The sequence below is a fragment of the Coprobacillus cateniformis genome (genome assembly GCF_009767585.1).
Classification (GTDB): domain Bacteria; phylum Bacillota_I; class Bacilli_A; order Erysipelotrichales; family Coprobacillaceae; genus Coprobacillus; species Coprobacillus cateniformis.
The window spans coordinates 1,573,947-1,597,452 of sequence record NZ_WSNW01000001.1; the positions used below are offsets into that span (position 1 = coordinate 1,573,947).

22 protein-coding genes, 1 other RNA gene, 1 pseudogene and 2 riboswitches are annotated in these 23,506 nt (G+C 29.1%); of the genes and pseudogenes, 2 read left to right on the forward strand and 22 right to left on the reverse strand.

Annotation, left to right across the window (positions count from 1 at the left end):
• Nucleotides 1–46: 46 nt before the first annotated feature.
• The 10 genes and pseudogenes from GQF29_RS07960 to GQF29_RS08000 form a co-directional block, all read right to left on the reverse strand.
• Nucleotides 47–433: a Fic/DOC family protein gene (locus GQF29_RS07960; protein ID WP_160340780.1), complete on the reverse strand. Its 387-nt coding sequence runs from the start codon at nucleotides 431–433 to the stop codon at nucleotides 47–49.
• Between the two features lie 381 nt (nucleotides 434–814).
• Nucleotides 815–1,114, reverse strand: coding sequence for a hypothetical protein (locus tag GQF29_RS07965; protein ID WP_117769122.1), 300 nt, complete (start codon nucleotides 1,112–1,114; stop codon nucleotides 815–817).
• A complete protein-coding gene (locus GQF29_RS18620; protein WP_236916406.1) occupies nucleotides 1,086–1,265 on the reverse strand; it encodes a hypothetical protein in 180 nt (59 codons plus the stop codon). The genes GQF29_RS07965 and GQF29_RS18620 overlap by 29 nt, the downstream gene beginning before the upstream one ends.
• Before the next feature lie 9 nt (nucleotides 1,266–1,274).
• Nucleotides 1,275–1,412 (reverse strand): annotated as a pseudogene (locus GQF29_RS19045) (recombinase zinc ribbon domain-containing protein); the annotation flags it as partial.
• Nucleotides 1,413–1,544: 132 nt separating this feature from the next.
• Complete coding sequence (locus tag GQF29_RS07975) at nucleotides 1,545–2,471, reverse strand: DUF2971 domain-containing protein (protein ID WP_117769120.1); 927 nt, start codon at nucleotides 2,469–2,471, stop codon at nucleotides 1,545–1,547.
• A 12-nt stretch (nucleotides 2,472–2,483) separates the two neighbouring features.
• Nucleotides 2,484–2,858 carry an ASCH domain-containing protein gene (locus GQF29_RS07980; RefSeq protein WP_054325198.1) on the reverse strand — a complete coding sequence of 125 codons (375 nt, stop codon included), beginning with the start codon at nucleotides 2,856–2,858 and terminating at the stop codon, nucleotides 2,484–2,486.
• 32 nt (nucleotides 2,859–2,890) lie between these two features.
• Complete coding sequence (locus GQF29_RS07985) at nucleotides 2,891–4,384, reverse strand: GNAT family N-acetyltransferase (protein WP_117769119.1); 1,494 nt, start codon at nucleotides 4,382–4,384, stop codon at nucleotides 2,891–2,893.
• A gap of 2 nt (nucleotides 4,385–4,386) precedes the next feature.
• Nucleotides 4,387–4,932 carry an ATP-binding protein gene (locus tag GQF29_RS07990; protein WP_117769118.1) on the reverse strand — a complete coding sequence of 182 codons (546 nt, stop codon included), beginning with the start codon at nucleotides 4,930–4,932 and terminating at the stop codon, nucleotides 4,387–4,389.
• Nucleotides 4,933–4,989: 57 nt separating this feature from the next.
• Nucleotides 4,990–6,174 carry a recombinase family protein gene (locus GQF29_RS07995; RefSeq protein ID WP_117769117.1) on the reverse strand — a complete coding sequence of 395 codons (1,185 nt, stop codon included), beginning with the start codon at nucleotides 6,172–6,174 and terminating at the stop codon, nucleotides 4,990–4,992.
• A gap of 182 nt (nucleotides 6,175–6,356) precedes the next feature.
• On the reverse strand, nucleotides 6,357–8,459 hold the full coding sequence (locus GQF29_RS08000; protein WP_117769116.1) for an AAA family ATPase: 2,103 nt from the start codon (nucleotides 8,457–8,459) through the stop codon (nucleotides 6,357–6,359).
• Nucleotides 8,460–8,732: 273 nt separating this feature from the next.
• Between GQF29_RS08000 and GQF29_RS08005 the strand changes: the two genes are divergently transcribed.
• Nucleotides 8,733–9,872, forward strand: coding sequence for an IS3 family transposase (locus tag GQF29_RS08005; protein ID WP_117769115.1), 1,140 nt, complete (start codon nucleotides 8,733–8,735; stop codon nucleotides 9,870–9,872).
• 107 nt (nucleotides 9,873–9,979) lie between these two features.
• On the opposite strand, the gene ssrA is transcribed toward GQF29_RS08005, so the two are convergent.
• The 9 genes from ssrA to GQF29_RS08050 all read right to left on the reverse strand — a co-directional run bounded on the left by ssrA (nucleotide 9,980) and on the right by GQF29_RS08050 (nucleotide 19,993).
• Nucleotides 9,980–10,331, reverse strand: a transfer-messenger RNA (tmRNA) gene (gene ssrA / locus GQF29_RS08010).
• A 1-nt stretch (nucleotide 10,332) separates the two neighbouring features.
• Complete coding sequence (smpB, locus tag GQF29_RS08015) at nucleotides 10,333–10,779, reverse strand: SsrA-binding protein SmpB (RefSeq protein ID WP_054325213.1); 447 nt, start codon at nucleotides 10,777–10,779, stop codon at nucleotides 10,333–10,335.
• 16 nt (nucleotides 10,780–10,795) lie between these two features.
• Nucleotides 10,796–13,000 (reverse strand): ribonuclease R, encoded by a 2,205-nt coding sequence (gene rnr / locus GQF29_RS08020; protein ID WP_054325214.1) that lies wholly within the window; start codon nucleotides 12,998–13,000, stop codon nucleotides 10,796–10,798.
• Nucleotides 13,001–13,065: 65 nt separating this feature from the next.
• The gene (gene secG / locus GQF29_RS08025) at nucleotides 13,066–13,287 is read right to left on the reverse strand and encodes a preprotein translocase subunit SecG (RefSeq protein WP_008789088.1); all 222 of its coding nucleotides are present in this window, start codon (nucleotides 13,285–13,287) and stop codon (nucleotides 13,066–13,068) included.
• Between the two features lie 112 nt (nucleotides 13,288–13,399).
• Nucleotides 13,400–13,924 carry a hypothetical protein gene (locus GQF29_RS08030; RefSeq protein WP_008789087.1) on the reverse strand — a complete coding sequence of 175 codons (525 nt, stop codon included), beginning with the start codon at nucleotides 13,922–13,924 and terminating at the stop codon, nucleotides 13,400–13,402.
• Entirely contained in the window at nucleotides 13,908–14,516 is a 609-nt protein-coding gene (locus GQF29_RS08035) for a DUF4430 domain-containing protein (RefSeq protein ID WP_054325215.1), read from the reverse strand. The genes GQF29_RS08030 and GQF29_RS08035 overlap by 17 nt, the downstream gene beginning before the upstream one ends.
• A gap of 2 nt (nucleotides 14,517–14,518) precedes the next feature.
• A complete protein-coding gene (locus tag GQF29_RS08040; RefSeq protein WP_117769114.1) occupies nucleotides 14,519–16,609 on the reverse strand; it encodes a prenyltransferase/squalene oxidase repeat-containing protein in 2,091 nt (696 codons plus the stop codon).
• Nucleotides 16,610–16,695: 86 nt separating this feature from the next.
• A riboswitch (cobalamin riboswitch) is annotated at nucleotides 16,696–16,876 on the reverse strand.
• A 58-nt stretch (nucleotides 16,877–16,934) separates the two neighbouring features.
• A complete protein-coding gene (locus GQF29_RS08045; protein ID WP_054688779.1) occupies nucleotides 16,935–18,116 on the reverse strand; it encodes a cation:proton antiporter in 1,182 nt (393 codons plus the stop codon).
• Nucleotides 18,117–18,163: 47 nt separating this feature from the next.
• Nucleotides 18,164–18,237, reverse strand: a riboswitch (Fluoride riboswitch).
• 55 nt (nucleotides 18,238–18,292) lie between these two features.
• Entirely contained in the window at nucleotides 18,293–19,993 is a 1,701-nt protein-coding gene (locus tag GQF29_RS08050; protein WP_008789083.1) for an MraY family glycosyltransferase, read from the reverse strand.
• 123 nt (nucleotides 19,994–20,116) lie between these two features.
• Here GQF29_RS08050 and GQF29_RS08055 point away from each other — a divergent pair, with 123 nt between their 5' ends.
• Nucleotides 20,117–21,268 carry a DUF871 domain-containing protein gene (locus GQF29_RS08055; protein ID WP_008789082.1) on the forward strand — a complete coding sequence of 384 codons (1,152 nt, stop codon included), beginning with the start codon at nucleotides 20,117–20,119 and terminating at the stop codon, nucleotides 21,266–21,268.
• 33 nt (nucleotides 21,269–21,301) lie between these two features.
• Here GQF29_RS08055 and GQF29_RS08060 read toward each other — a convergent pair whose 3' ends face one another.
• The 3 genes from GQF29_RS08060 to GQF29_RS08070 form a co-directional block, all read right to left on the reverse strand.
• Complete coding sequence (locus tag GQF29_RS08060) at nucleotides 21,302–22,006, reverse strand: DNA/RNA non-specific endonuclease (RefSeq protein ID WP_008789081.1); 705 nt, start codon at nucleotides 22,004–22,006, stop codon at nucleotides 21,302–21,304.
• On the reverse strand, nucleotides 22,003–22,398 hold the full coding sequence (locus tag GQF29_RS08065; protein ID WP_017144022.1) for a hypothetical protein: 396 nt from the start codon (nucleotides 22,396–22,398) through the stop codon (nucleotides 22,003–22,005). The genes GQF29_RS08060 and GQF29_RS08065 overlap by 4 nt, the downstream gene beginning before the upstream one ends.
• Nucleotides 22,399–22,572: 174 nt before the next feature.
• Complete coding sequence (locus GQF29_RS08070; RefSeq protein WP_008789079.1) at nucleotides 22,573–23,505, reverse strand: 3-hydroxyacyl-CoA dehydrogenase family protein; 933 nt, start codon at nucleotides 23,503–23,505, stop codon at nucleotides 22,573–22,575.
• Between the last annotated feature and the right edge of the window lies 1 nt (nucleotide 23,506).

Below are 23,506 nucleotides of genomic sequence, written 5' to 3' on the forward strand. Positions count from 1 at the left end.
TATGTTATTTAACTGTATTTATGTGATATGAAGTTGTTTGCTGCTGTTATGCCGCTATTTGTTGTTGGTATCTCAATGGTACATTACCATCACGAAATGGATGTGCTATATTCATTTCTACATATTTTTCAATTATCTCATCAAAATTAGATTGTGGCATCTCATCAATATTTTTTAAAGCTGCCCCTAAATACATAACAGGAGCAAAACGAAATCCACCTTTAGCAATATTTACATCTCTTATTTTTCCAGCAAAATCATAAATGTCACTAAATAAATAATGGTGTATTTGTGCCAAGCCTTTAAAAGTACCAACTTCAAAAGTTTTAAGTAATTCATTTTCAAATAGATCCACTGCTTTTGCCTTACTAATCTGTTCTCCTTTGCGTGCAAGTTCTGCTGAATTATTTATACCAAGTTTATTTTTTAACATTTTATTTTGCTCCTTTCTTATATACAAAAAAAGGATTATAAATTAATCCTTTTTCTTTTTCCTTTCACCTTCACCTCAACCATTAATCATTTAATAGCTCAGAAAAGAAGAGGTAAAACGGATAACATATATACCCACTTCCTCCTCGAACGAACTGCATTAATTTAATCTTTATTAAATGTAATGTAGAAAAAAAGTTAAAAGATATAATCTAATTTTCGTAATTATTCTTTTTGAGCATTATATCATATGATTGTTATGTACACAAATCTTATTTAACAAAATAAAAAGTCATATTCTAACATATAACTTCTTAATAATTACTATTTATTACATTTATCACATTACCTGACCTTACTTAGTTCTATCTCCTGCATTTGTTCATCCATTGTTGTCACTTGGAGTTTCTCTCTTGTAACAACTATATGTAATAAATACTGATATTTCTTCTTGAGTCATTTCATCTAGTTGAAAATCTTCTTGATTTAACGTTGTTAATATTTTATTCTGTCTACTTTGTTTAATGGACTCTAACTTCTCATCCAAACTTTGCAATTCATTTTTGAGCTTTCTTTTAGTCACCTTGCATTGTTCTAAGTGTTCCTCTAATAGACTTTCATCTTGAACGCCTCTAGATACCAGCAGCATTTCCTTATCTAGTATTTTTTTTGATTTTATCATCAACTTCTAATAGTTCTTTATTGATTTGATCCTGTCTTGTTTTTATATCTTTTGGATTCACAAAATCCGATAATACTTTGGCTAATTCTGATTTCGTCCTCTCTTTTAAATTTAATTTACTATTAACCATTATTCCTAATTCATTTAACAACAATGACTCCTTTAAAGTAATACTATGTGGACATGCCTCTTTGCCATTTTTCAATTTATTGGAACATCTCCATACTGGCTCTTTTTCACCATTACGTTTTCTCCAGACAGCCCTTCTAAAAAAGGAGCCACAATCTGAACAGATGATCCTATCGCTAAGATGATTTTTTCCTGAATACCTACTTTTTGAATCATGCTTATCTAAATTTTCATAATAAAATTATTAATATTTTATCTTATTGTCTAATAACGAAATACCCTCCCAAAAATATTGATTAAATTAATAACGTAATGGTATTTTTGATTTCCTTATAGTTTCTTGATTAATATTTTCAAATTTTCCTATAGTCACATTTAAAATATTAGTACGGATATCTTCATACTCCATTGTGGGTGAAACTGTTATACCCTGCAAACAAGATTTATTAAATTCAACTTCAATATAAGGTATTAAATATCCATTCCTTTCAAATATTCCTGATTCATTAGCTATAGTATCATATTCACCTTCTTTATTTATATATAGATCAATAATTATTCTATACTCTTTTTCAATCGAGAAACATTCTGGCTTAAAAAAAGTACCAATCATAAGTAATTTATCAACTAACCATTCAAATAAAAGATTATCTGTATTGCCATATTTATCATAATGAGTTCTAAATTTATCAATTATCTCATAAACTATTTTATCCTGTTCTTCTTTATTGTAGATTACTTTTCCACCATAAGGTTTCGGTCTATTCCCAGAAGGCAACTTCGGTTTTATATTTAGCTTACTTAATAAATCATTAGACTTGAATTTTAAATTATATCCCTTAATTCCCTCACCTCTAGTATAATAATTCCATAAACCAAGATTATCCTCATCATATGAAAAAGATATTTGATACACATAAAATCCTCGCCCTCGAGATGGCATTTTCTTTCTATTTTTACACTCTTCTCTTAAGTATCTATAGAATTCATCTTTGAAACTATTTTCATCTATTAAATTAATACAGTTATCTAAAACATATAAACCTTCTGTTTTATCGTTTAAATACTGTCTATCAGTAAACCAAAATCGATTTTTACTTAATATACTATTTAAAACAGACGGGGACGTATAATGAAAAATATCAATATCTTGTTTTTTTAAATATTCATCTACTCCCATGCTATTGTATAGCTTAACAAGCTCTTTTGCATCTTCATGAAATAACAATTCTAATTCCTCCTAATCTAAATAAACATATGACTGTGGATAATAATTAATATTAAAATCATCTAGTGACCTCGCATTATTATATTTTTTTACTTTTCCTAGTACATATGCCACTGCTTTATTTCTTCCTTCAAAATACTTATCATAAGATTTTTTATTGATGCCCCCGCTTTGTGAAGTTTCTTTCCAAATATTTATAGGAGAGCCCTCTAATGTATCTATTAATTCAACTTCACCAAGAACTTTCATTACTGGAGAAGTCACATAAATAACAATTGCATCTACATTTGTTCTTTTGAATCTATTCTTTCTATACTCAAATGTTTTACTACCTTCTAAAATTTGCATTGCATATTCTGGTTTAATCGGCATTAAAACTTTACACACTATTTATTCCCCCTTACATTGTTATTTGTATATTATATTTTAATTTGCTTATCACTTCCACTTAATTTTACTATTTTTTCAAATTTCTCTTTTGATAATTTTTGGATAGATTGAGGTGCTGCTTTTACAATATCCTCAGCTATTGCCACTTTAAGAGGTATATGTATTGGTAAGTTCACATAGTATTTAAATAAAATAATTAAATATCCATTTTCATAAGCCTCTTTTAAATATGATGATGGATAAACCGTTCTTCGCCTTACTATCTTTTCAAAAGCATCAAAACTTTCAATTTCATTTGCTCTAAAGGCATCATCAACTACACAAACACATGCAATAGATTTTTTAATTTGACTGGTATAAAAAACTAATATATCATTCTTCTTCATTGGTTTTATCTTACTCTTTGATATATATACTTTCTTTATAACATTGCTATAAGTAGATGTTCCATCTAAATCGTAAAAGGATAATTGATGATTATTAAATAAATCAGGGAAAAGCATCTGTCCAAATTCCTCTTGTATTGACAGTATATATATATCTTGTTCATCTAGTTTTATTATTGGATAATTTGTTTTGTCAAAATACATTCTTTTTAGATAAACACCCTCTTTTTCAAATGTACCATCTTGTTTTTGAGTCTCTTTATATGTATACAAATCAAAACCATACTCTTTAAATAAGTTTATTAATCTATCTTGTTTATCAAAAATAGTAACATATACTTCATAAATATTTTTTCTTATAGCATAATCTATAGCAATCTTAATAAAAGCCTCACCTATTGATTTCCCATTATCTTCAACCTTGAATGTAGATATCTTAACTCTTTTTCCTTTTTGAAATGGTGTATCAAAGCTACTATAGTCTTCCTTTTCATCTTCTGTTTTAAGCATTAAAAACGCTCCTAGTTTACCATTATCCTTATAAGTCACTCTAGCAATTTCATGTTTTAACTTTTTTTTAGTTAGCCAATCATTAAACCCTTTATAATCCTGTCTTAATGAATCGAAAAATGAATCTTCATTATCAATGTTATATAGATATTCTTTTTTGATTATTGCTGGTGTTTTCAATAAAATAGAATCATACTTATTTGATAACAAGCTTAGTGCCTTAGATATTGTAAGTACTTTGTCTGATAAACCTAACTTTTCTGACTTTTTTAAAATTCCTTTATCATTCGTTATTAAATAACTAACACAGTTTCTATACACTGTATATAATAAATTATTATCTATGTATTCATGCTCATTACCATTTTTTTCACATTTTGTAATAAACTCTTGTGTAACAATTGGAATATCCTCTAATTTTTTATATATCCCTACTTTAGATAAAATAACTTGTCTTTGACGTTCATCCTTATGCTTAGATAACTCATCAATAGACATTGGATGAACACATAATTTATAATCCATTGAATCCATAAGTAATCTAGAAAGTAATTGAACATCTGGTTCTAAAATCTTTTCCCCTTCTCGATATATTAAGATATTAGTATCTAATAGAATATACTCCATATCTAATTCACCCCTTCAAGTATATTATCAAAAATAAGTAATATTTTTTTCAAATCTTCTCCATCATATTTCATTCTATAAAAATATAATGGAACATTATAAGTTTTAGAAACATAAATAGCTTGGTTTTTCTCGCTTAAAAGTAGTTTATCTATAAATTCATTATTATATTTTTTTTGATCTCTATTATATAGATTTTGCAATATTAATTCAGAGCTAGATTCAATTAATACTATTGCCTCTAAGGATAATTGTTTAAAAATATCCTTATCCAATAAAATGATATTATTATTTGGTGCTTTTAAGCAAAAATGACCATTTACTATAAATATTTCATCTTTAATTTGTGAAACCTGTTCTACTAAAATATTTTGATTTAAGTTACTATCTTTCACATATTTATTTTTACCATATGATTCTTTATTCTGTTTAGAAATTAAATCACTTGCTGAATATGAAGGAATTTTTAAAATATTAGCTAATTGATTACATATAGTTGTCTTCCCCACACCATAACTTCCTGCAATAAAAATAATCTTTTTATCCATACCCTCACCCCTCTATGTTTATAATTATATCTTTTAAATCAACATTTTCCAATTATTTTAGCCTCTAAAAAAAATAATTATTGATGACTCATTTATCTCAATTTTTTCTATATATTTATCAATTAAATATTTAATGTTTTCATCCTTCACACTCTTTTCTTCATATACTACCTTACAATTTTTATTTTTTAGAAACTCTATAATTTTATCAATAATATACGCTTCATGAAAGGACATAGATTTTTCACATTGTTTTTTATTTGCTTTTGAGCATTTCCACATATAAGTTCGTACACTTTTATCTCTATTCAAATAAGTCTTTCTTATATAAAAAGCACCACATTCACCACAAATAATTTTTCTTGCTAAAGCTGTTTCATCTTTTCTTTTACGATAACCATTTGTTTTATTGTCTTTTATTTTTCTTTGAACTTCATCAAATATTGTTTTAGAAATAATTTGTGGATGACTTCCTTCAAGCAAGTATTGATTAAAACAATCATTTACATATCTTTTCCCTGTAATTATATCCTTGCAATATGTTTTAGGACCAATAGTTTGTCCTATATACTTTTCATTGGTCAACATATCTCTTATTTTTAAATAAGACCAACTTGTTTTTCCTGATTTATTTATATATCCTCTATTTTCAAAACTTTTTGCTATTTCATACTCAGACATCCCTTCTAAGTAAAGGCTAAAAGCCTCTTTAACAATATTAGCTTGATATTCAATTATCTTAATATTATTATTTTTACTACTATATCCATATAAATTCGTCATATATACACTCCCATTTTCAAATCCTCTTTTATATGCCCATTTAATTGCATCACTCTTAATTTGAGATTCCCATTGATATATGACTGCATATATCTCATAATTAAACATTTTATCTTTAAGATCATAAATCATTTTCCCTCCTTCATTTACTACTACATCATTTTCAATTAACAACCTAATAAACTTAATTAACTCTAAACTATCTCTAGAAATTCTTGCTAATGATTTGCAAAACAATATATCTATTCCATTATTTTCTATAATGTTCTTTAACTTTAAATAATTCTTTCTATTCTTTGTTCTTAATCCACTTCCAACATCATAAAAAATTCCAATAACTATATAATCATCATTATTATAAAGCAAATTAATATAATACATTACTTGTGCATCTCCACTTGTTTGTTGTTCTTTGGAATTACTACTTATTCTACAATACGCTGCTACTCTCTTCTTCATAATAACCACCTCACATTCCAACAAAAAAAGATACAACAAATACTCTTGTTGTATCAAATTATAACACCTATATAAAAATGACTCGCACAATTGTGAGTCACAAAATTAGATTTATTGGAGCACTGTGCCAGAACGGATGTCCAGAAATCACAGTTATCCCTCCAATTAAGTAATCACTAATTTTATTTGAAAATTTCGCCAATTATTTCATCTGACATTTTCATAATATAATTAGGAACCACATCAAATTTCTTTTCATCTAAAGATGTCATTTCGTTATTTTCAACATGATAATATTCAGTTAAATAATCCCAAAAGACTTGATTCTCAACTTTTCTCCCTGTAAGATTCACTATCATTCTTAATATTTGTAATTTACTTATAGACGAGTCAGTACTGTCATATAATTTTTTTAATTCATCCTTATTTTGAATGCGTAAAAGATATGTATCATAATCAAAATCTTTTATTCTTTCTTTTATGCAAATCATACCTTTATCTAGTTTGATTTTATTAGCTATTTCTTGCTTTTTACCGCTTATCTTTTCCATAGGTTTTACATCATTGTGCTCCAGTGAAGACAAAATATTTATTGCCTCAGTTTCACTAGGCTGAGTATATTGTAGGTATTTTCTTAGATTAACAATCCTTAATAATGGATGTAAGCTTTCTTTTTCAGCGTTTTTCCTCCAGTGTCTTATTGTATAACTTACACTATCCTTAGCAATTTTCTTTTCGACTAAATTCCCACCTGTATTTTTAACAAAATAGCATTTATTCTCTACTTTTTTAAACTCATCTTTATAAATGAAATCAACAATTATATCAAAATCATGAGTAAATAACAAAATTGATTTATTTTCAAATACTGCATCTTCTTTTGTAAATAAATAATATAAAATAGCAAACTTTTTATTGTTGTCAAATGAAGATACTGGGTCATCCAATATAATTAAATCATAGTCTTTGCTTGCCTCAAGTGAAAATAACATTAATGAAATAGCGTTTTTCTCACCAAAACTTAGACTCTTTTGTGTTATTAACTCACTAGAATTTAAAGGGTTTAGGACAGTTTTAAATTTAGCATCATCACTTTCAACAATATCAATTAAATAAGGTATACCTGATATACTCAAAAAATTATTAATATATTCTTTTTTGCTTTTTACTAATAAATTCAATTTATCAGAAAAATCTTTTGTTATTGATTCTAATTCCTTTGATTTAGCCATAATTTTACTTATAGCTTCATTTATATTTTCTACATCCGCTTTTACTTCATCAGATAATTTTTCAAAGAAGTTTGGATTAAGAATATTACTCTTTAAAAAATCAATCAAAGTATTATTTTCATATTTCTTTTTTACTCCTGATATATTAATTGACCTTAAATTACACAACTTAGTTAATTCTATATCACACACTGTAATAATCTCATATATTTTTTTCAACTCTTGTTCGCTTAAATCCTCATTATTGTTAATAACCGAATTCATAATATCTATATTCTCTTCTGTCATATACTTTTCAGTTTTAGATATTACCTCTTTAATTTCGATATTTTGTTTCAATCCCGTTGCATTTACTGAATTTTTAATACTTTCACTTGTATCAATGAAATCTGTCGGTAAATCATTTAAACAAAAAGGACATTTTTGGTTTTCTTCAATAAAATCTTTTCCAGCTTGAAACCATTTTAACCACATATGATTATTATTGCTTTCCAATCTTTCTTTATACTTCATTGCTTGTTCATCCAATAATTCATCTAAATCAGCAAGTTTTCTAGCTTTAACAAACTTAGAAGTACCTTTCATTATGTATTGAATACCGTTTGCTTTTGTCTTTTTTTTCTCGATAGGTACATTAATTTTTAATGCTTCTAATTCTTCAATGATTGTTTTTGTGTTCGTGTTATTTATACTAGCAATCAAGTCCACAAACATAGTATCTATTTTCTTTTTCCCAAATTTGTATTCGTCAGTATTAATCATTATTTCAAAACTATTATTTGCTAAATCATCTTTAAATAGATAATCATCTACATAGTCCTGATTAAATACAATTACACTTGAAATATCTTCACTGATAGAAACAGTAGGTTCAATTTCACTTCCATATGTTCTCAATTTATTCAAATCTTCACCTTTAACAGAAAGTTCAATACCTTTAGAAATTGTGCTTTTTCCTGAACCATTGATTCCATACTTAATATTTACAACATTTTTCTTTAGTTCAATTTTACCCTCAGTAATAACACCTAAATTTTCTACTTTAATCTCCATAATTTCCTCCACAGTTATTCTTATATAAACATTATAACGCTGAATTACAAATATTACTATTTTATTTGAATTATCTTGCGACAAAGATCAAGATTAATTAATTATTCTAAAAGCTTTGTTTATTACGCAATGCCTTTTTATATTAGTTCAATTTTGTAAAAGTTCTTTATTTGTTTATAGTAAGTTTTATCCTCATTTTTTTGTGATATACTTTAAAATCTCTAATTATTACAGAATACTAGAGGTTTTTTATTAAAAAAGGAGGACAAAATTATGTCAATTAAAGAAAACATCAAACTGGAAATTTTAAAGCGTTTGGAAGGAGGTGAACCCATTGATAATTTGACCAAAGAATATGGTGTAAGCAGAAGCTCTATTTATCAGTGGAGAAGTGATAATGCACCTAAATCTGTAGATAATTTCAACATATCTGCAAGAGAAATTTATCTACTTCGAAAAGAAGTAGAATCTCTTCGTCAAACTATAAAAATTTATGATGCAACACAATGTGTAAAATCAATGCCATTATCACAGAAGTTAGAAGCTATGAAAAAGGTAGAAAAGCAATTTACTCATGCTTCCCTGTGCAAAACACTGGATGTAAAAAAAGGGACTTTTTTAAATCATCTCTATAGAAAAGTTGAAATTTCGCAAATCCAGCAAACTGATGAAATATATAAAATAAAATTGCTAGAATTATTTAGCTTAACAGAAGGAAAACTTGGCGCTAAAAAGTTATCTGCATTAATGAAAAATGAAGGCTATTTATGTTGTGAAAAGCGAGTATCAAGATTAATGAAGGAATTAGATATCAAATGCACCAGAACAAAACGAGCTAATAGAATTACAATTCCACGAAAAGGCTCAAATCCTGCCCTTAAAGATTTATTAAAAAGGGATTTTTATCCTGAACATCCAAATAGAGTATGGGTTAGTGATTTTTCACAGTTCAATGTTGATTATGAGCAAAAATATTATATATGTGTTATTATCGACTTGTTCTCAAGAAAAGTCATTAGTTATTCTATCGCAAACCATTTAAGAACTGAACTCTTGGTACATACATTTGATCAAGCAATTGAAATAAGACAGCCCTATTATGAAGAACTGATTTTCCACAGTGATCAAGGTTGTCAACTCACTGAATTTGATTTTAGGAAAAAACTTGAATTAATAAAAGTAAAACAATCCTTTTCAAAACCCGGCACTCCATATGATAACGCAGTCATTGAATCCTTTTTTTCTTGTTTAAAAAGAGAACAGCTATATGTAGAAGAAATCAGTAACTTTGAAGATTTACTATATCATGTTGGATATTATATTGATTTTTATAATAATAGACGTCCACATCAAACTTTGGGGTACAAAACACCTGCACAAGTAGAGTCAGATTACGCTTCAAATCATGATTAACAATCAAAAAAAGGGGAGAATAAAATCTCCTTTTAAAAAATGGCAAATAAAAAACAATATTTTGAGTTGTCCAGTTTTTAGGTTCAAAATATCGTTGGTATCTCATTTGGTGGAGGCGGCGGGAATCGAACCCGCGTCCAAAAGCCGTCCCATATGAAGCGTCTACAGCTTATCTTGTGGAATGAATTTAACTAAGCTACGATCCACAAGCAGTCCTTCACTTAGCGATTCTGTAAATTTTCATGACATAAGTCCAGACTCCTTATATCCTTATCCTATGAGTTATGTTACCAGTTAAATAGCTATAGGCACGCTAAATAATGGCAGCTTTCTCGTCTATGTCGACTAAGCGAAAGCGTAATTAGTTTGTCTGTTTCCAGATATTTTTTTGTGCATGTAACGTGTGCCCACGGCTGCAACTTCATTCAAACTGACCCCTGTCGAATCCAAGACGCCCCCATTAATAAGCATGTTTCAATGCTTTTTCAATATCGCGTTTAGAATCTTTTTCTTTAAGATCCTGACGTTTGTCATATAATTTCTTACCTCTTGCTAAAGCAATTTCTACTTTCAGTTTAGATGTATTGAAATATAACTTTGTAGGTACAATCGTTAAACCATTTTCCTTAAGCTCTTTTTGCAATTTTTTAATTTCTTTTTTATGCAATAAGAGTTTTCTTTGACGAAGTGGTTCATGGTTAAAACGATTTCCTTGCTCATAAGGAGCGATATGCATGTTATCAATAAAAGCTTCATCATTTCTAATACGAATAAATGAATCTTTTAAATTTACACTTCCCTTACGAATAGATTTAATTTCTGTTCCTTGTAATTCTATACCAGCTTCATAAGTATCTAATATAAAATAATCATGATAAGCTTTCTTATTTTGTGCAACGATTTTCATACATATCAACCCCTTTCTATCTTCTTTTTCTTGGAAATCTCTTTGACTTATTTATTTTACCCTTTTTTCTAGGATTTGTCTTTACTTTTTTGTCGTTTATCTGAATTGTTTTCTTCTTTTTAATTCTAGCTTTCTGACCTACCAATTCAAAATCAATCGTACGGTCTTTTTTACTACAAGAAATAACTTTGACTTTCACTTTGTCAGATAATTTGTATGTCTTTCCTGTCATTTCTCCAACTAGCATTAAATTCTTTTCATCATAATGATAATAATCATCAGTCAATTCAGTCATATGAACCAAACCATCTATTGTATTTGGTAATTCAACAAAGAATCCAAACTGTGTAACAGAAGAAATCATTCCTTCAAATTCTTCACCTATATGATAAGACATGTATTCAGCCATCTTCATATCAGTCACTTCACGCTCAATATCAATAGCTTCTCTTTCTCTAAAAGAAGATTGTTCAGCCAATAAAGGTATAACTTCTTCAAAATGGGCAGTTGCTTCATAGTTTTGATCAAATAAGAAGTTTCTAATACATCTATGTACCAATAAATCCGGATAACGACGGATTGGTGATGTAAAATGTGTATAATACTCATCCGCTAACCCAAAATGTCCTAAACATTGTCTATCATATCTTGCTTTTTGCATACAACGTAACAATAAAGTAGATATAATTGTATGTTCTTCTGTTCCCTTAGAAGCATCAACAATTGCACTTAATTCATTAGGATAAACATGTTCCAATGAACCTTTTATAGTATAACCTAATGGCTTAACAATAGAAACAAACTGTTGAAGTTTCTTCAATTTAGGATGCTCATGAACACGATAAATAAAAGGTAAATCCATCCATTTAAAATGTTGAGCGACAGTTTCGTTAGCACGTAGCATAAACTCTTCAATGATTTTATCTGATGCGCCACGAGTTCTTGGAACAATATCTATAGGTTTCCCTTTATCATCAACAAGCACTTTAGCTTCATTAACATCAAAATCAATGGCACCACGCTCATCCCTTTTGCTTCTTAATAGTAGTGCAAGTTCCTGCATTAAGAAAAATAATGGAACAACCTCTTGATATTGTTGTTGAACATGAACATCACCATCTAAAATCTTATTCACATTATTATATGTCATGCGATATGAAGAGTGAATAACTGTTGGTTGTATATCATGATTCACAACTTCACCATTGTTATCAATCTCCATAATACAACTTATTGTATAACGATCAGTATTTGGATTTAATGAACAGATCCCATTAGATAACTTATGTGGTAACATTGGAATAACTCTATCAACCAAATAAATCGAAGTTCCACGTTTAACAGCTTCTTTATCTAAAGGCGAACCCTCTGTTACATAGTATGAAACATCTGCAATATGTACACCTAACTGATAATGACCATTAGCTAGTTTCTTTAACGAAATTGCATCATCTAAATCTTTAGCATCATCACCATCAATAGTTACAATCATTTCACTTCTTAAGTCTACACGATTTTGAATATCTGTGGGATCAATTTCATCATTAATTGCCTCAATCTGTTCATACACTTCTTTTGGAAACTCAATATCAACATCATGAGCATGAACAATAGATAAAATATCTACTCCTGGATCATTACGATGCCCAATAACTTTAACAATATTCCCTTTAATCTGTGGCTTATATGTTTTAATTTCCACTACAACCTTATGTCCTGGAACTGCCCCATGAAGATGGGCAGAATCTACGAATATTGGTTGATTAAATTTTGCATCATCAACATCTACATAACAATCCCTTTTACCTCTTTTCACTTCACCAACATAACGCATTTGTCCACGCTTAATCACACGAACAACACGACCTTCTTCACGACTCCCATGTGAAGGTATTTTTTCAATTAATACCGTGTCTTTATCAAAAGCATCTTTCATGTTGTTTTCATGAATATAGAATTCTCTTTCTTCATCTACTTTGACAAAAGCAAATCCTTTCTTATTCATTTGGACTGTACCACTATAAAAATGTAACTGATTAATTAAATAATAATCATTCAATCGACTTCTCATAATAAGACCTTCATCTTCCATACTATTGATTAATTTAATAAAAGTAATATAGTCTTCTGTAGAAGTCATACCAAAATGTTCAGCTAATTCATCCATTTTTCTTCTTGTATATGTTTGATCTTCTAATAATTGTAAAATTTCTTCTTTCATAAATTCACCTCCTTAGTTAGTTTACCCAAATCAAATAAAAATAGGACACATAGTGCCCTATTGATTTAACCCATTCTAATTAAAATTGCAAGCACGAAGAACGCAACTGCAAGTCCAACTGTCATTCTAGAAAGTACCAAATCAGCTCCTCTTTCTTTCTGTTGAGCAAAAAGATTAGAACTTTGTCCTGTTAAGGCATTGACGATACCATCAGATTTACCACTTTGTAATAGGCATACAATAATGAGAGCAACTGAAACAATCATTAATAATATATTTAAAATCATTTGAGTACCTCCTTTTCTTAAAACTTTTTATACACTAGCATTGCTATGATACCATAAGCCTTATAAAAATACAATATATTTTTATTGAAGTTTTCTTAAAGAGAACAATACTTTAAAAGACTTTTATTTCCTTCATAAATATTTTCATTAAGATTGGTGCACATACCAAATAGAAACACAAGTTTCCTACTGCATGAAATGTATCAAATAAAATACCTGTTGTATAATAAGCAAAAAACAAACCTGGTCCTCCTATCATTAACTGCTCTAATGAAACAATAAAACCAAAAACGTATCCCATAAAAAATGCAAAAATAGACATCACTAAAAGAGAAGGGTCTGTTTTTATTTTTTTATAAAAATCAACTATAATCTCAGTTAATAAACAAATAATAATCCATGCAAAAATCTGAAAAAATGTCCACGTTCCCATCCCTAAGAAAACATTAGAGACAACAGTTGTTACAATCGTTAATTTAATACCAAAAGCCAAGCCAAAAATCATTACTGATATAATAATGATAGATGTAACAGGCTTAAAATTAGGAAGTGCTTGAAGTGCTATTCTTGAAGCTATATTAACTGCTGCAAGTATGCCAATTAAACTAATCTCTTGAACTTTACTCAGCTTTGTCATAAATCCATTCAACCTTATCATTAACTTTTAATTGATATTGTCCAGCTCCAACACCAGGATACTCTCCATTCACTTTATACTTCCATCCTGACATAACTCCATAATCTCTTTCTGAGAGACCACTAATTGCTTTGACATATACAGTTATCCCCGCTCCAGTCGTTTTGAGAGAAATGCCTTTATTGGTGCATAATGTTTTTAATACATCAAATGCATTTTGATTGTTATATTCAATAACTCCTGCTGCTATAGTTCCATCAACACCAACAACTGAAACATTTATACCAGTCTGAGATTCATTTTGTTGTTTATTATCTGATGGTGGGTTCTGTTGTGATTGATGAGTATTTTCCACAGAACTCTTATTAGTGGTTGATGGTTGAGTAGGCTTTTGTTCATGAGAAGACTGATCTTCGCTCTGATTTTCTTTTTCAACAATCTTTTCTTGATCTTGAGGAATTGATTCTGTTATTTCTTTGCTAGTAGTTAATGTTTTTGTTGATTGAGCATTCATATTATATAAAGTTATAATTCCAATCAGCATAAATCCCAATACAACAAACTGTATAACATACTTTTTTGTTTTATTCATTGCTAGCCCTTCTTCCTAAATATTGATATAGCAACTTTTAACATTCCTAAAACAACGACACCACCAGCAACAATCAGTCCATATTTAAAATATGGATTCTCATTACTTACTTCTTGTTTGTTTTCAACAGTATATTTTTTCTCCAATGGTTGACTATTGTCTTGAGTTTTTGACAAATCATTTATTTCAAGTAATTCATGATTATTTGATATTTGTTTATTAATCTGTGGAGACTTTATAATCAAATTCTGAATTGGTTTCTTTGATGAAGAACTTTCCACATTATCCTCTTGCTTTGGGATGTCTTGACTTGGTTTCTCATCAGGTTTAATCGAATCTTGTAAACTGAGATATGTATGTTTAAGTTTTGTCATAACATTACCATTATAATAATTTCCTAATGTCCAAGCTGCCTGCTGAGTTGCAAATTGATTATATATTTGATTATTCCAGCCAAAAGTTCCTTCACTATTTTGAAACTTTAATAAGATATCAACAACATCCTTATGATAAATACCATTGTCTAACCCTCTTTTATCATAACTAATAAGTCCCAATAAAACATTTGCTTGCGTATTTGTATTTGGAAAAACATCCCAATCATTTTTCTCTATTCCAAATGTACCATTTGATTGCTGTTGTGATTGAAAATACTGAATTGACTTTTGTAAAACTGATTGATATTTTGTTTTATTGACCAACGATAAAGCATCAACTACCCACCCTGTTGTATCTAAATCCTCAAAACCAGGATATCCAAATGCTCCATCTTGATTTTGCATTAATGCAAGTTGATCTGCAGCAATATCTAATTTCTCTGAATTGACTGCATATAAAGCATAGACACACCAAACTTGAAAATTAGCAGTAATAGGCGTTTTCTTTGAAATTGTGCCATCATTTTGCACATATGATTCTAAAAGTGCAACCAAGTCTTTTCCATTGACATTTCTTGGATTTTTATTTTCTGCTAACAAACTTAAAATGATTTGAGCCAATTCAGATTCATATAATTCTTCGTATTTCATAGATTCTAAATCCAAAGTTTGAAAGTCTTTTATATTCAATCCTAAAGCTTCAATAGATATATAATCATAATAATCATCTATAGTATCCTTATTTTTATAAGATGAATAAAGAGATTGATAACTTTGTTTTCTTCTTTTCATATTCTCTTGATTATTTTTTTCAACAAGCTCTTCATATTCTTGTTTTGCATGTTTAAAAAAATCACCATTCATATAACTACCAATTGTTAATGCTGCTGTAGCTGTTGTTCTGGCATTAAATGAACTTTTTGAAAAACTTCCATCACTTGCTTGATAATCTAATAGATAATCATATGGATGATTTCCATTCACACTATATTTCATGCCTTTAAGACCTGTCTCATCATATGCAAGTAAGCCTAAAATTGCTGATGCCTGAGTATCAGGGTTTCCACTTCCATATTGATATGCCTTATATCCACTATCATCTTGCTGCAATGACTTCATAAATTGTATTGCATGCTGTATAACACTTTCGTATTTGTTCTTATTAACTAAACATAGGGCTTGAATAACTTGTCCTGTTGTGTCAACATCTGTATATCCATAGCCACCAAAACCTCCATCACTTGCTTGTTGTGAAACAAGATAATCACAAACTTTTTCTAGATGTGATGATTCAACAATATATAATGCCCACACAACCCATGGCAATGTATACCCATCAATTACCCAACCTGCATTTTCTAAAGAGCCATCATCTTGTATGTAAGTTTCTAAAGTCTCTACGACATTTATTCCATTAACATCTCTTGGGTCAATGCCACTTACTGACATAGCAATAATACTTTTTGATAAATCAGAGAATTTTAATTTTTTAAAATCTTGATTTTTTAAATCAAGAATTGAAAAATAATCTTCTACTTCTAATCCAAGTGCCTCAACAGCCATAATTTCTTCTGGTGTTGTTAATACATGACTTTGCTGATAATAATTCTTAAGCTTGAGATAAGCCTCTGATTTTGTATTAGCCGCATATGTAAAAGTTAATGTACTGCTTAATACAAATAAAAACGTTGATATAACTAATAATACTTTTTTCATGTCTTCCTCCCTAATAAATAGGTCTAGACTAAAAAATAGGACGCACTCGTCCTAGGTCATTCTAGAACTACTTTATACTCCGTAAAGTGTATTCTTAGATGTTGGCTTGTATTCCGGCTCAAGTTCTACGTCTTTGCGTCTTCCCAGTTTCCCAGTGACATGCTTGCATTAACTCCCTCTTACGGCTGCGGGACAGCTCAGGTTTTCCACCTGATTCCAATTTAATCTCATATTGTTTATATGATAACCAACAAATTTATAAACTTTTACGTGCTCATTATATAATATCCCTCTTATTTAATAAAGAAAAAGAACGCAAAATAACTCATTCTTTCTTAGTTAATAACTTTTTATATGACTTATCTATCATAAAGGCACCTAAAGGCGCAGTGATTAAAATAGCTAAAACAGCAACTGTCAAAACGATATGACCACAAGACAATCCCATAGCCAGTGGAACTCCACCAATTGCAGCTTGAACTGTTGCTTTAGGAGTATAACCTATTACACAAAACAATCTTTCCTTTACGTTTAAGTCTGTTTTTATAAGACATATCAAAACTCCAATCATCCTAAAAAGCAATACACCTAAAATTAAGATAACAGCAGTTATTCCTGCAGACAAAGCATAGGAAATATCGACAGTCACTCCAACGAGAACAAAAAGAATGATTTCTGCAGCAACCCATAATTTATTAAACTTGATAGATAATCTTATAGCCATAGTTTCTCGCTTTTTTTGCAAAGCAATCCCCATTCCCATAATAGAAATTAATGCTGAAAAAGGAATAACAGAAGAAAAATTATCCTCTAATGAAACAAGAACAAAGCCTAGACATAGCAAAATAATCACTTTCGCAGTATCTCGAACATTTATTTTCTCAAAGAATTTAGCCAAAATAAAACCTATAACACAGCCAATAATTATACCTAATAGAATTGAGATTGGAATATTAATAAAACTTTGTATAGATACTGAATTTCCTTGTGCTAAGCCTGTAAAGGCTGAAAACATAACAATCACAAAAACATCATCAACTGAAGCTCCTGCCAAGATTAATTGTGGTATACTCTTTTGAGTTCCATAATCTTCTTCCATTAACTTAAGCATTTTCGGAACAATAACTGCTGGTGAAACAGCACCAACAACCGCTCCCATAATTGCTGCATCAATGACTGAAATTCCTAATAACTGAGGTGCAAGTATAACCATTCCTATCATTTCAAAACATGCTGGAACAAAACACATGAATATGGCTGGACGTCCTACTTTTTTAAAATCATTGAGATCTAAGGATAAACCTGCTCTCATAAGAATAATAATTAATGCAATTCTTCTTAAATCTGATGATATATTTAAAATAGAATTATCTATCAGATTCAACACATATGGTCCTAAAATCATTCCAGTTAAAATCATTCCTAGTAGACTTGGTAATTTCAGTTTTTTACAAATCCAGCCTGTAAACATTCCTAATAATAATATATAAGCAATACTTAATAACATAAATTTCCTCCTTTATCATACAAAAAAACTGATGATTTCCACATTAAAAAAATGCAGAAGTCATCAGCATGTAGCGGTTTTAGTTCTTAAACTAAGGGAGACATTCATTCCCTTGCTATAGTATAAAGGTCTTTATATGCTTTTGTCAATATAGAAAAAAGGAATAAAATCATCATTTATTCCTCCATAACAACCACACTAAATTTTTGATCTTTTTCAATGAGAGTCACTGTTGTTGTATACTCTTCAACATTCAAAATAGAATTCAGTTCTTCAAAATATACAGTTATTTTTATATCATAATAACTATAATCTTCAAGACCTGATAAAGCAACATTTGAAGGTTCATTAGAAATAATACTATATTTAATGACTTCTTGTGTATTTGTTTTGTTTGTAATCAAAGTATTTACATTCTTATAATATGCAGCTTTTGCATAAGCAGTAAAATCATCTTTCTTATCCGTATAAAAATAATCAATTCCACCAATTTGATTCACTACCTTATTAGAGAGTGTAAAATAATCTGTTATAAAATATGCAGCAACCAATTGTCTAATATCTTCTTTTTTATTTCTACTGACTGCAGTTTTTAACTGATTATATATATTACTCATTAAAGGGGTTTCATGAGCAACTTCTTTGTATTCGATCGTTTGTTCAGGTTTATTTGTTTTAGGAGTATTATCTTTATTAATAAAGAATACTAATGAAAAAACAATAGCAACCACTATCAGAAAGACTACAGCGTATTTCTTTTTAGCTTTTTCAACAATACGACGATATGGTTTTGTATCTTTAATGGATGGCAAATACTCACTCTTTATAAAGATATTCATGATTGTTAATACTGGTTTGTATTTACGATCAATCATATTTGTTGCTTCAACAAAGACTTCAAAGAATAACATTAATGTTAAAAAGAGGATTGTGGCAGCAATCTTATCATATAAATATATATATGAGCATAATGAGAAAAGAATTGTCACAGTATATAAAATCAAAACACTTTTTGTTTGACCTAATTCTAAAGAGAACATTAATTTATGATGTAAATGATTCTTATCTGCTTCACTAAAACTTTTATGATGAACCTTTCTCCTAATAATTGCTATAATTGTATCCATAATAGGAACCATTAATACAACAATAGGAGCTCCTAATGTAAAGAAAGATGAACTTTTATACCCAAAACCTAACAATGAAATAACTGCAATCATAAATCCTATAAATAAGGCTCCACAGTCACCTAGAAATACAGAGGCAGGATGAAAATTATAGACTAAGAAACCACCAATAGCTCCTGCTAATAATAGAGATAATGATGAGATATCTGTACGACCATAAGTCAAAGAGGTTAATGAGATTGTCACAAGAACTATAATTGAAATACCACCACATAAACCATCTAATCCATCAATCAGATTAACTGCGTTACTTATCCCAACAATCCATCCAATTGTGACTATAATAGCAATCACATGTGATATATTTGATGGGAGAAAAGGTATAATTGCTCCCTTTAATGAAATATCACCATAAATAATAACAACCAGTGCTGCAACAATTTGTCCCAACATTTTAAGTTTAGGTGATAAGTCATGAATATCATCATAAAATCCAGTTAAAAATATAATAAAACCACCAATAAGAATTGCATTAATTTGAGTATCTGTTTTTAAGAATATCATAGTTCCAATTAAGAAACTGGCATAAATAGCATAACCTCCTGTTCTTGCTATTGTTCCTTTATGAATAGTACGTTTATTTGTATGAGCAATGATACCAAGTTGTTTTGATATTTTGCTGACAAATGGTACTAGTATAAGACTGACAATAAAAGTCATAATAAATGATAAACAAATTTCTAAACTCATATCATTGCTCCTTTCTCTATGTATTATAGTACAAAATGAAAGAAATTTATAGAAAATCTTTTTTACGCTTAAATATTTCAAGTAAAAATGCTATAATGTGGTTGCACAAGGAGGAAAACGAAAATGCATAAATTAGGTATTTCTGTATACCCAGATAAAACACCACGTGATGAGGTATACACATATTTAGAAAAAGCTGCTCAATTGGGATATAGCAGAATTTTCACTTGTTTTTTATCTATTCCTGAAGATCAAAGGGAAACATATTTGGTTGAATTTAAAGAATTCATGGATAAAGCTCATGAATTAGGATTTGAAGTTGCTGCTGATACAAATCCTGAAGTTTTTACTTTAATTGGAGCAACTCCTGATAACTTAAAACCTTTTTATGATTTAGGACTTGATATTATTAGAATGGATGGAAACTTTGGGACACAAGGAGATATTCAATTAACACGTAATCCATATGGTATTAAAATTGAATTTAATGCAAGTATGGATATGGGTGTTGAACTTTTAATTAATAAGGGTGGAAACAAAGACCAAATGACTATGTGTCATAACTTCTTCCCAGAACGTTATACTGGTATGGATTTTGACTTATTTATGGAGTATAACAGTTATTGGAAAGAATTAAATTTACACACTGCTGCATTTGTTTCATCAAATAATGAAAATACAATTGGACCTTGGCAAGTTTTCTGTGGATTACCAACAGTTGAAATTATGAGAGGTTTACCAATTGATTTACAAGCTCGTTATCTATTAGCAACTGGCGATGTTGATGATATTCTTATTGGAAATTATCCAGCAAGTGATGAAGAATTAGAAGCTTTATCTAAAGTTAATCTTCAAGCAATTGAAATGAAAGTAGATGAAGCTGAAGGTATTTCAGATAATGAAAAAATGATTATGTTTGATTATGCACCACATTGGGATCGTTATGATCATTCTTCATTTATGTTACGTTCTTCTATGCCAAGAGTTTGGTTTAAAGAACAAAAGAGTATTCAAGATGCATCAGTTGCAACTGCAACTGATAAAAATATTGAATCACAATCAATTCCTTATAGAGATCCAGGTAAAAAAGTCTTTACACGTGGAGACGTCTTGATTGTTAATGATAACCTAGCTCATTATCGTGGTGAACTAGAAATCGTACTTACAGAAATTCCAAATGATGGTGAACGTAATTTAGTTGCGACTATTAAACCTGAAGAGTTAATGCTATTAGATTTCATTAAACCAGGACATCATTTTAAAATTTTAAAATAGAAAATATATAGGTCTGAGATAAAAATCTCAGACCTATTTTGTAATATGACTTTCACCATTTTTATAGTTAATTGTAACGCCAGGCTGTACATTATAGACAAAAACATTAAATTCAATATCTAACCCTTGATCTTCAACTGACATTGCTTCCATTAAAACACCATCTGCGACTAAATTATCATCTTCATATATAGGTGTCACACGATACAAAACATGATTGCCTGTCTCTTTCACATAATCAGCAATCTGATTTTCAAAAGGTAACATTCCTTCGGTGTTCATATATCTTGTTCCTGTAATTAAATTCTTTTCATTAGCATTTTCACCAGTCAGCTGATAACCAATCAGATGACATCGATTATACAAATATTTTCCATCTATAAAATCATATTTTATTGTTTGCCAGCCACTCGGTTTTACCTGTCCAATAGAACCTCTTTTTTCTATTGGCATCGTCTTTTCAGATACATTTGCATAAGCCACACCACATCTTCCTAATTCATCTAATTCACTATATCTTTCAAAAGATTTTGTTGTAAGATCATCTTTTGTAAAATAAGGTTCATTGTCATTGACAACAACATATGGCTTACCACTATAGGTTTCAATATCATCACTTTCTATCTTCATTGGAGAATGAAAATCATCACTCCAATATTCTGTTGTAATATATCCACCTATGACAATCAATCCTGCAATAACTAATTGAATTAATCTTTTTTTATCTTTCTTTTTCATCCTTTTTCCTTTCGATAAATCTCTTTTGTAACTTCATGGGATGATCCCTTAAACATTTCCTGTTTAACCAATTGGAATTTTGATAAATCAATATCTAAATAATAATCACACGGATAAATCGTATTCCATCTATATAATATCATTTCATCAATATCACAATCCTTAACACTGACATTCTCAATCAAACAATAATGATTTTCTCCATGTTTTATAAAATCATTATCAACAATCACATCATCTAAAGTATCTTTATATAATTGATAAGAATATTCATTCATATAGATTCTTTCTTTTAATGCTTTTATATTCTCTCTAACAATACGATCTTGTGTTTGCCTTCTTTGATGAAACATTAAACCCATATCATTATCTACACATGCAATAATTTTCATGATTTCACTTCCCAACATTTATTTTATTATATGATAAAAAGATATTCAACTAAAAGTCAAATATCTTTCTTTAGATAAAATATCATATTATTGTATTTATATTTGGATAATGATTGCTGATTTCAAAATCCTAAAAAAGGAAGGAAAATAGTCAATACAATTATGATATCTTAACTATCTATATAAAGCATGAAATATTTTAATTAAATTTTCATCTCTTTGCTTTATGGCTTCAACATCTTTTCCATTATGATAATCATAGAATCCCTGTTGGCATTTAACACCATATTCATGTTTCATATAGTGTTCTTTTAACTCTGAAGGAATTTCGTGGCTATCACATAAATCTTTCATTAAATAATCACTAATATGATAGAAAGTATCTAATCCTCCAAAATCTGCAACTTCTAATGGGCCTAAACAGGCATATCTAAAACCAAGGCCATATTTCATCACATCATCTATTCCTTCTTTTGATATAACTCCTTGTTCAACAAGATACAGTGCTTCTCTTAATACTGCAAATTGAATCCTATTGGCAGCAAAGCCTAAAACATCTTTGTTGACAATAACTGGCTTTTTATCAATTGAAAGACTTAATTGATAAATAGCATCGGCAATTGAATCATGAGTTTCTTTTCCTTTAATAATTTCAATTAATAGCACCAAATGACACGGATTAAACCAATGCATTCCAATAAATCTTTCTGGCTTATATACAGCACTTGCTAATTCATTAATAGAAATTCCTGATGTATTTGTTGCTAGAATACATTCATCTTTAACAAATTGAGAGATATCTTGATAAAATGATTTTTTTATTTTAAGATCTTCAATAATGCTTTCAACAACTAAATCACATTCTTTAAAACAATCTTTATTTGTTGTATAGGATAAATGATTGAACAAATCCTGTGATTGCTGACTAGTCAATTCTTGTTCATTAAGTAATATAGAAACATTATCTTGGATATGTTTTTTTGCATTTGATAGTGCTTCTTCATTGAGATCATAAATAATAACACTATAATGATATTTTGCAAAAATTTGAGCCATAGAATATCCCATTGTTCCTGCTCCTGCAATCACAATTTCTTGTATGTTCATC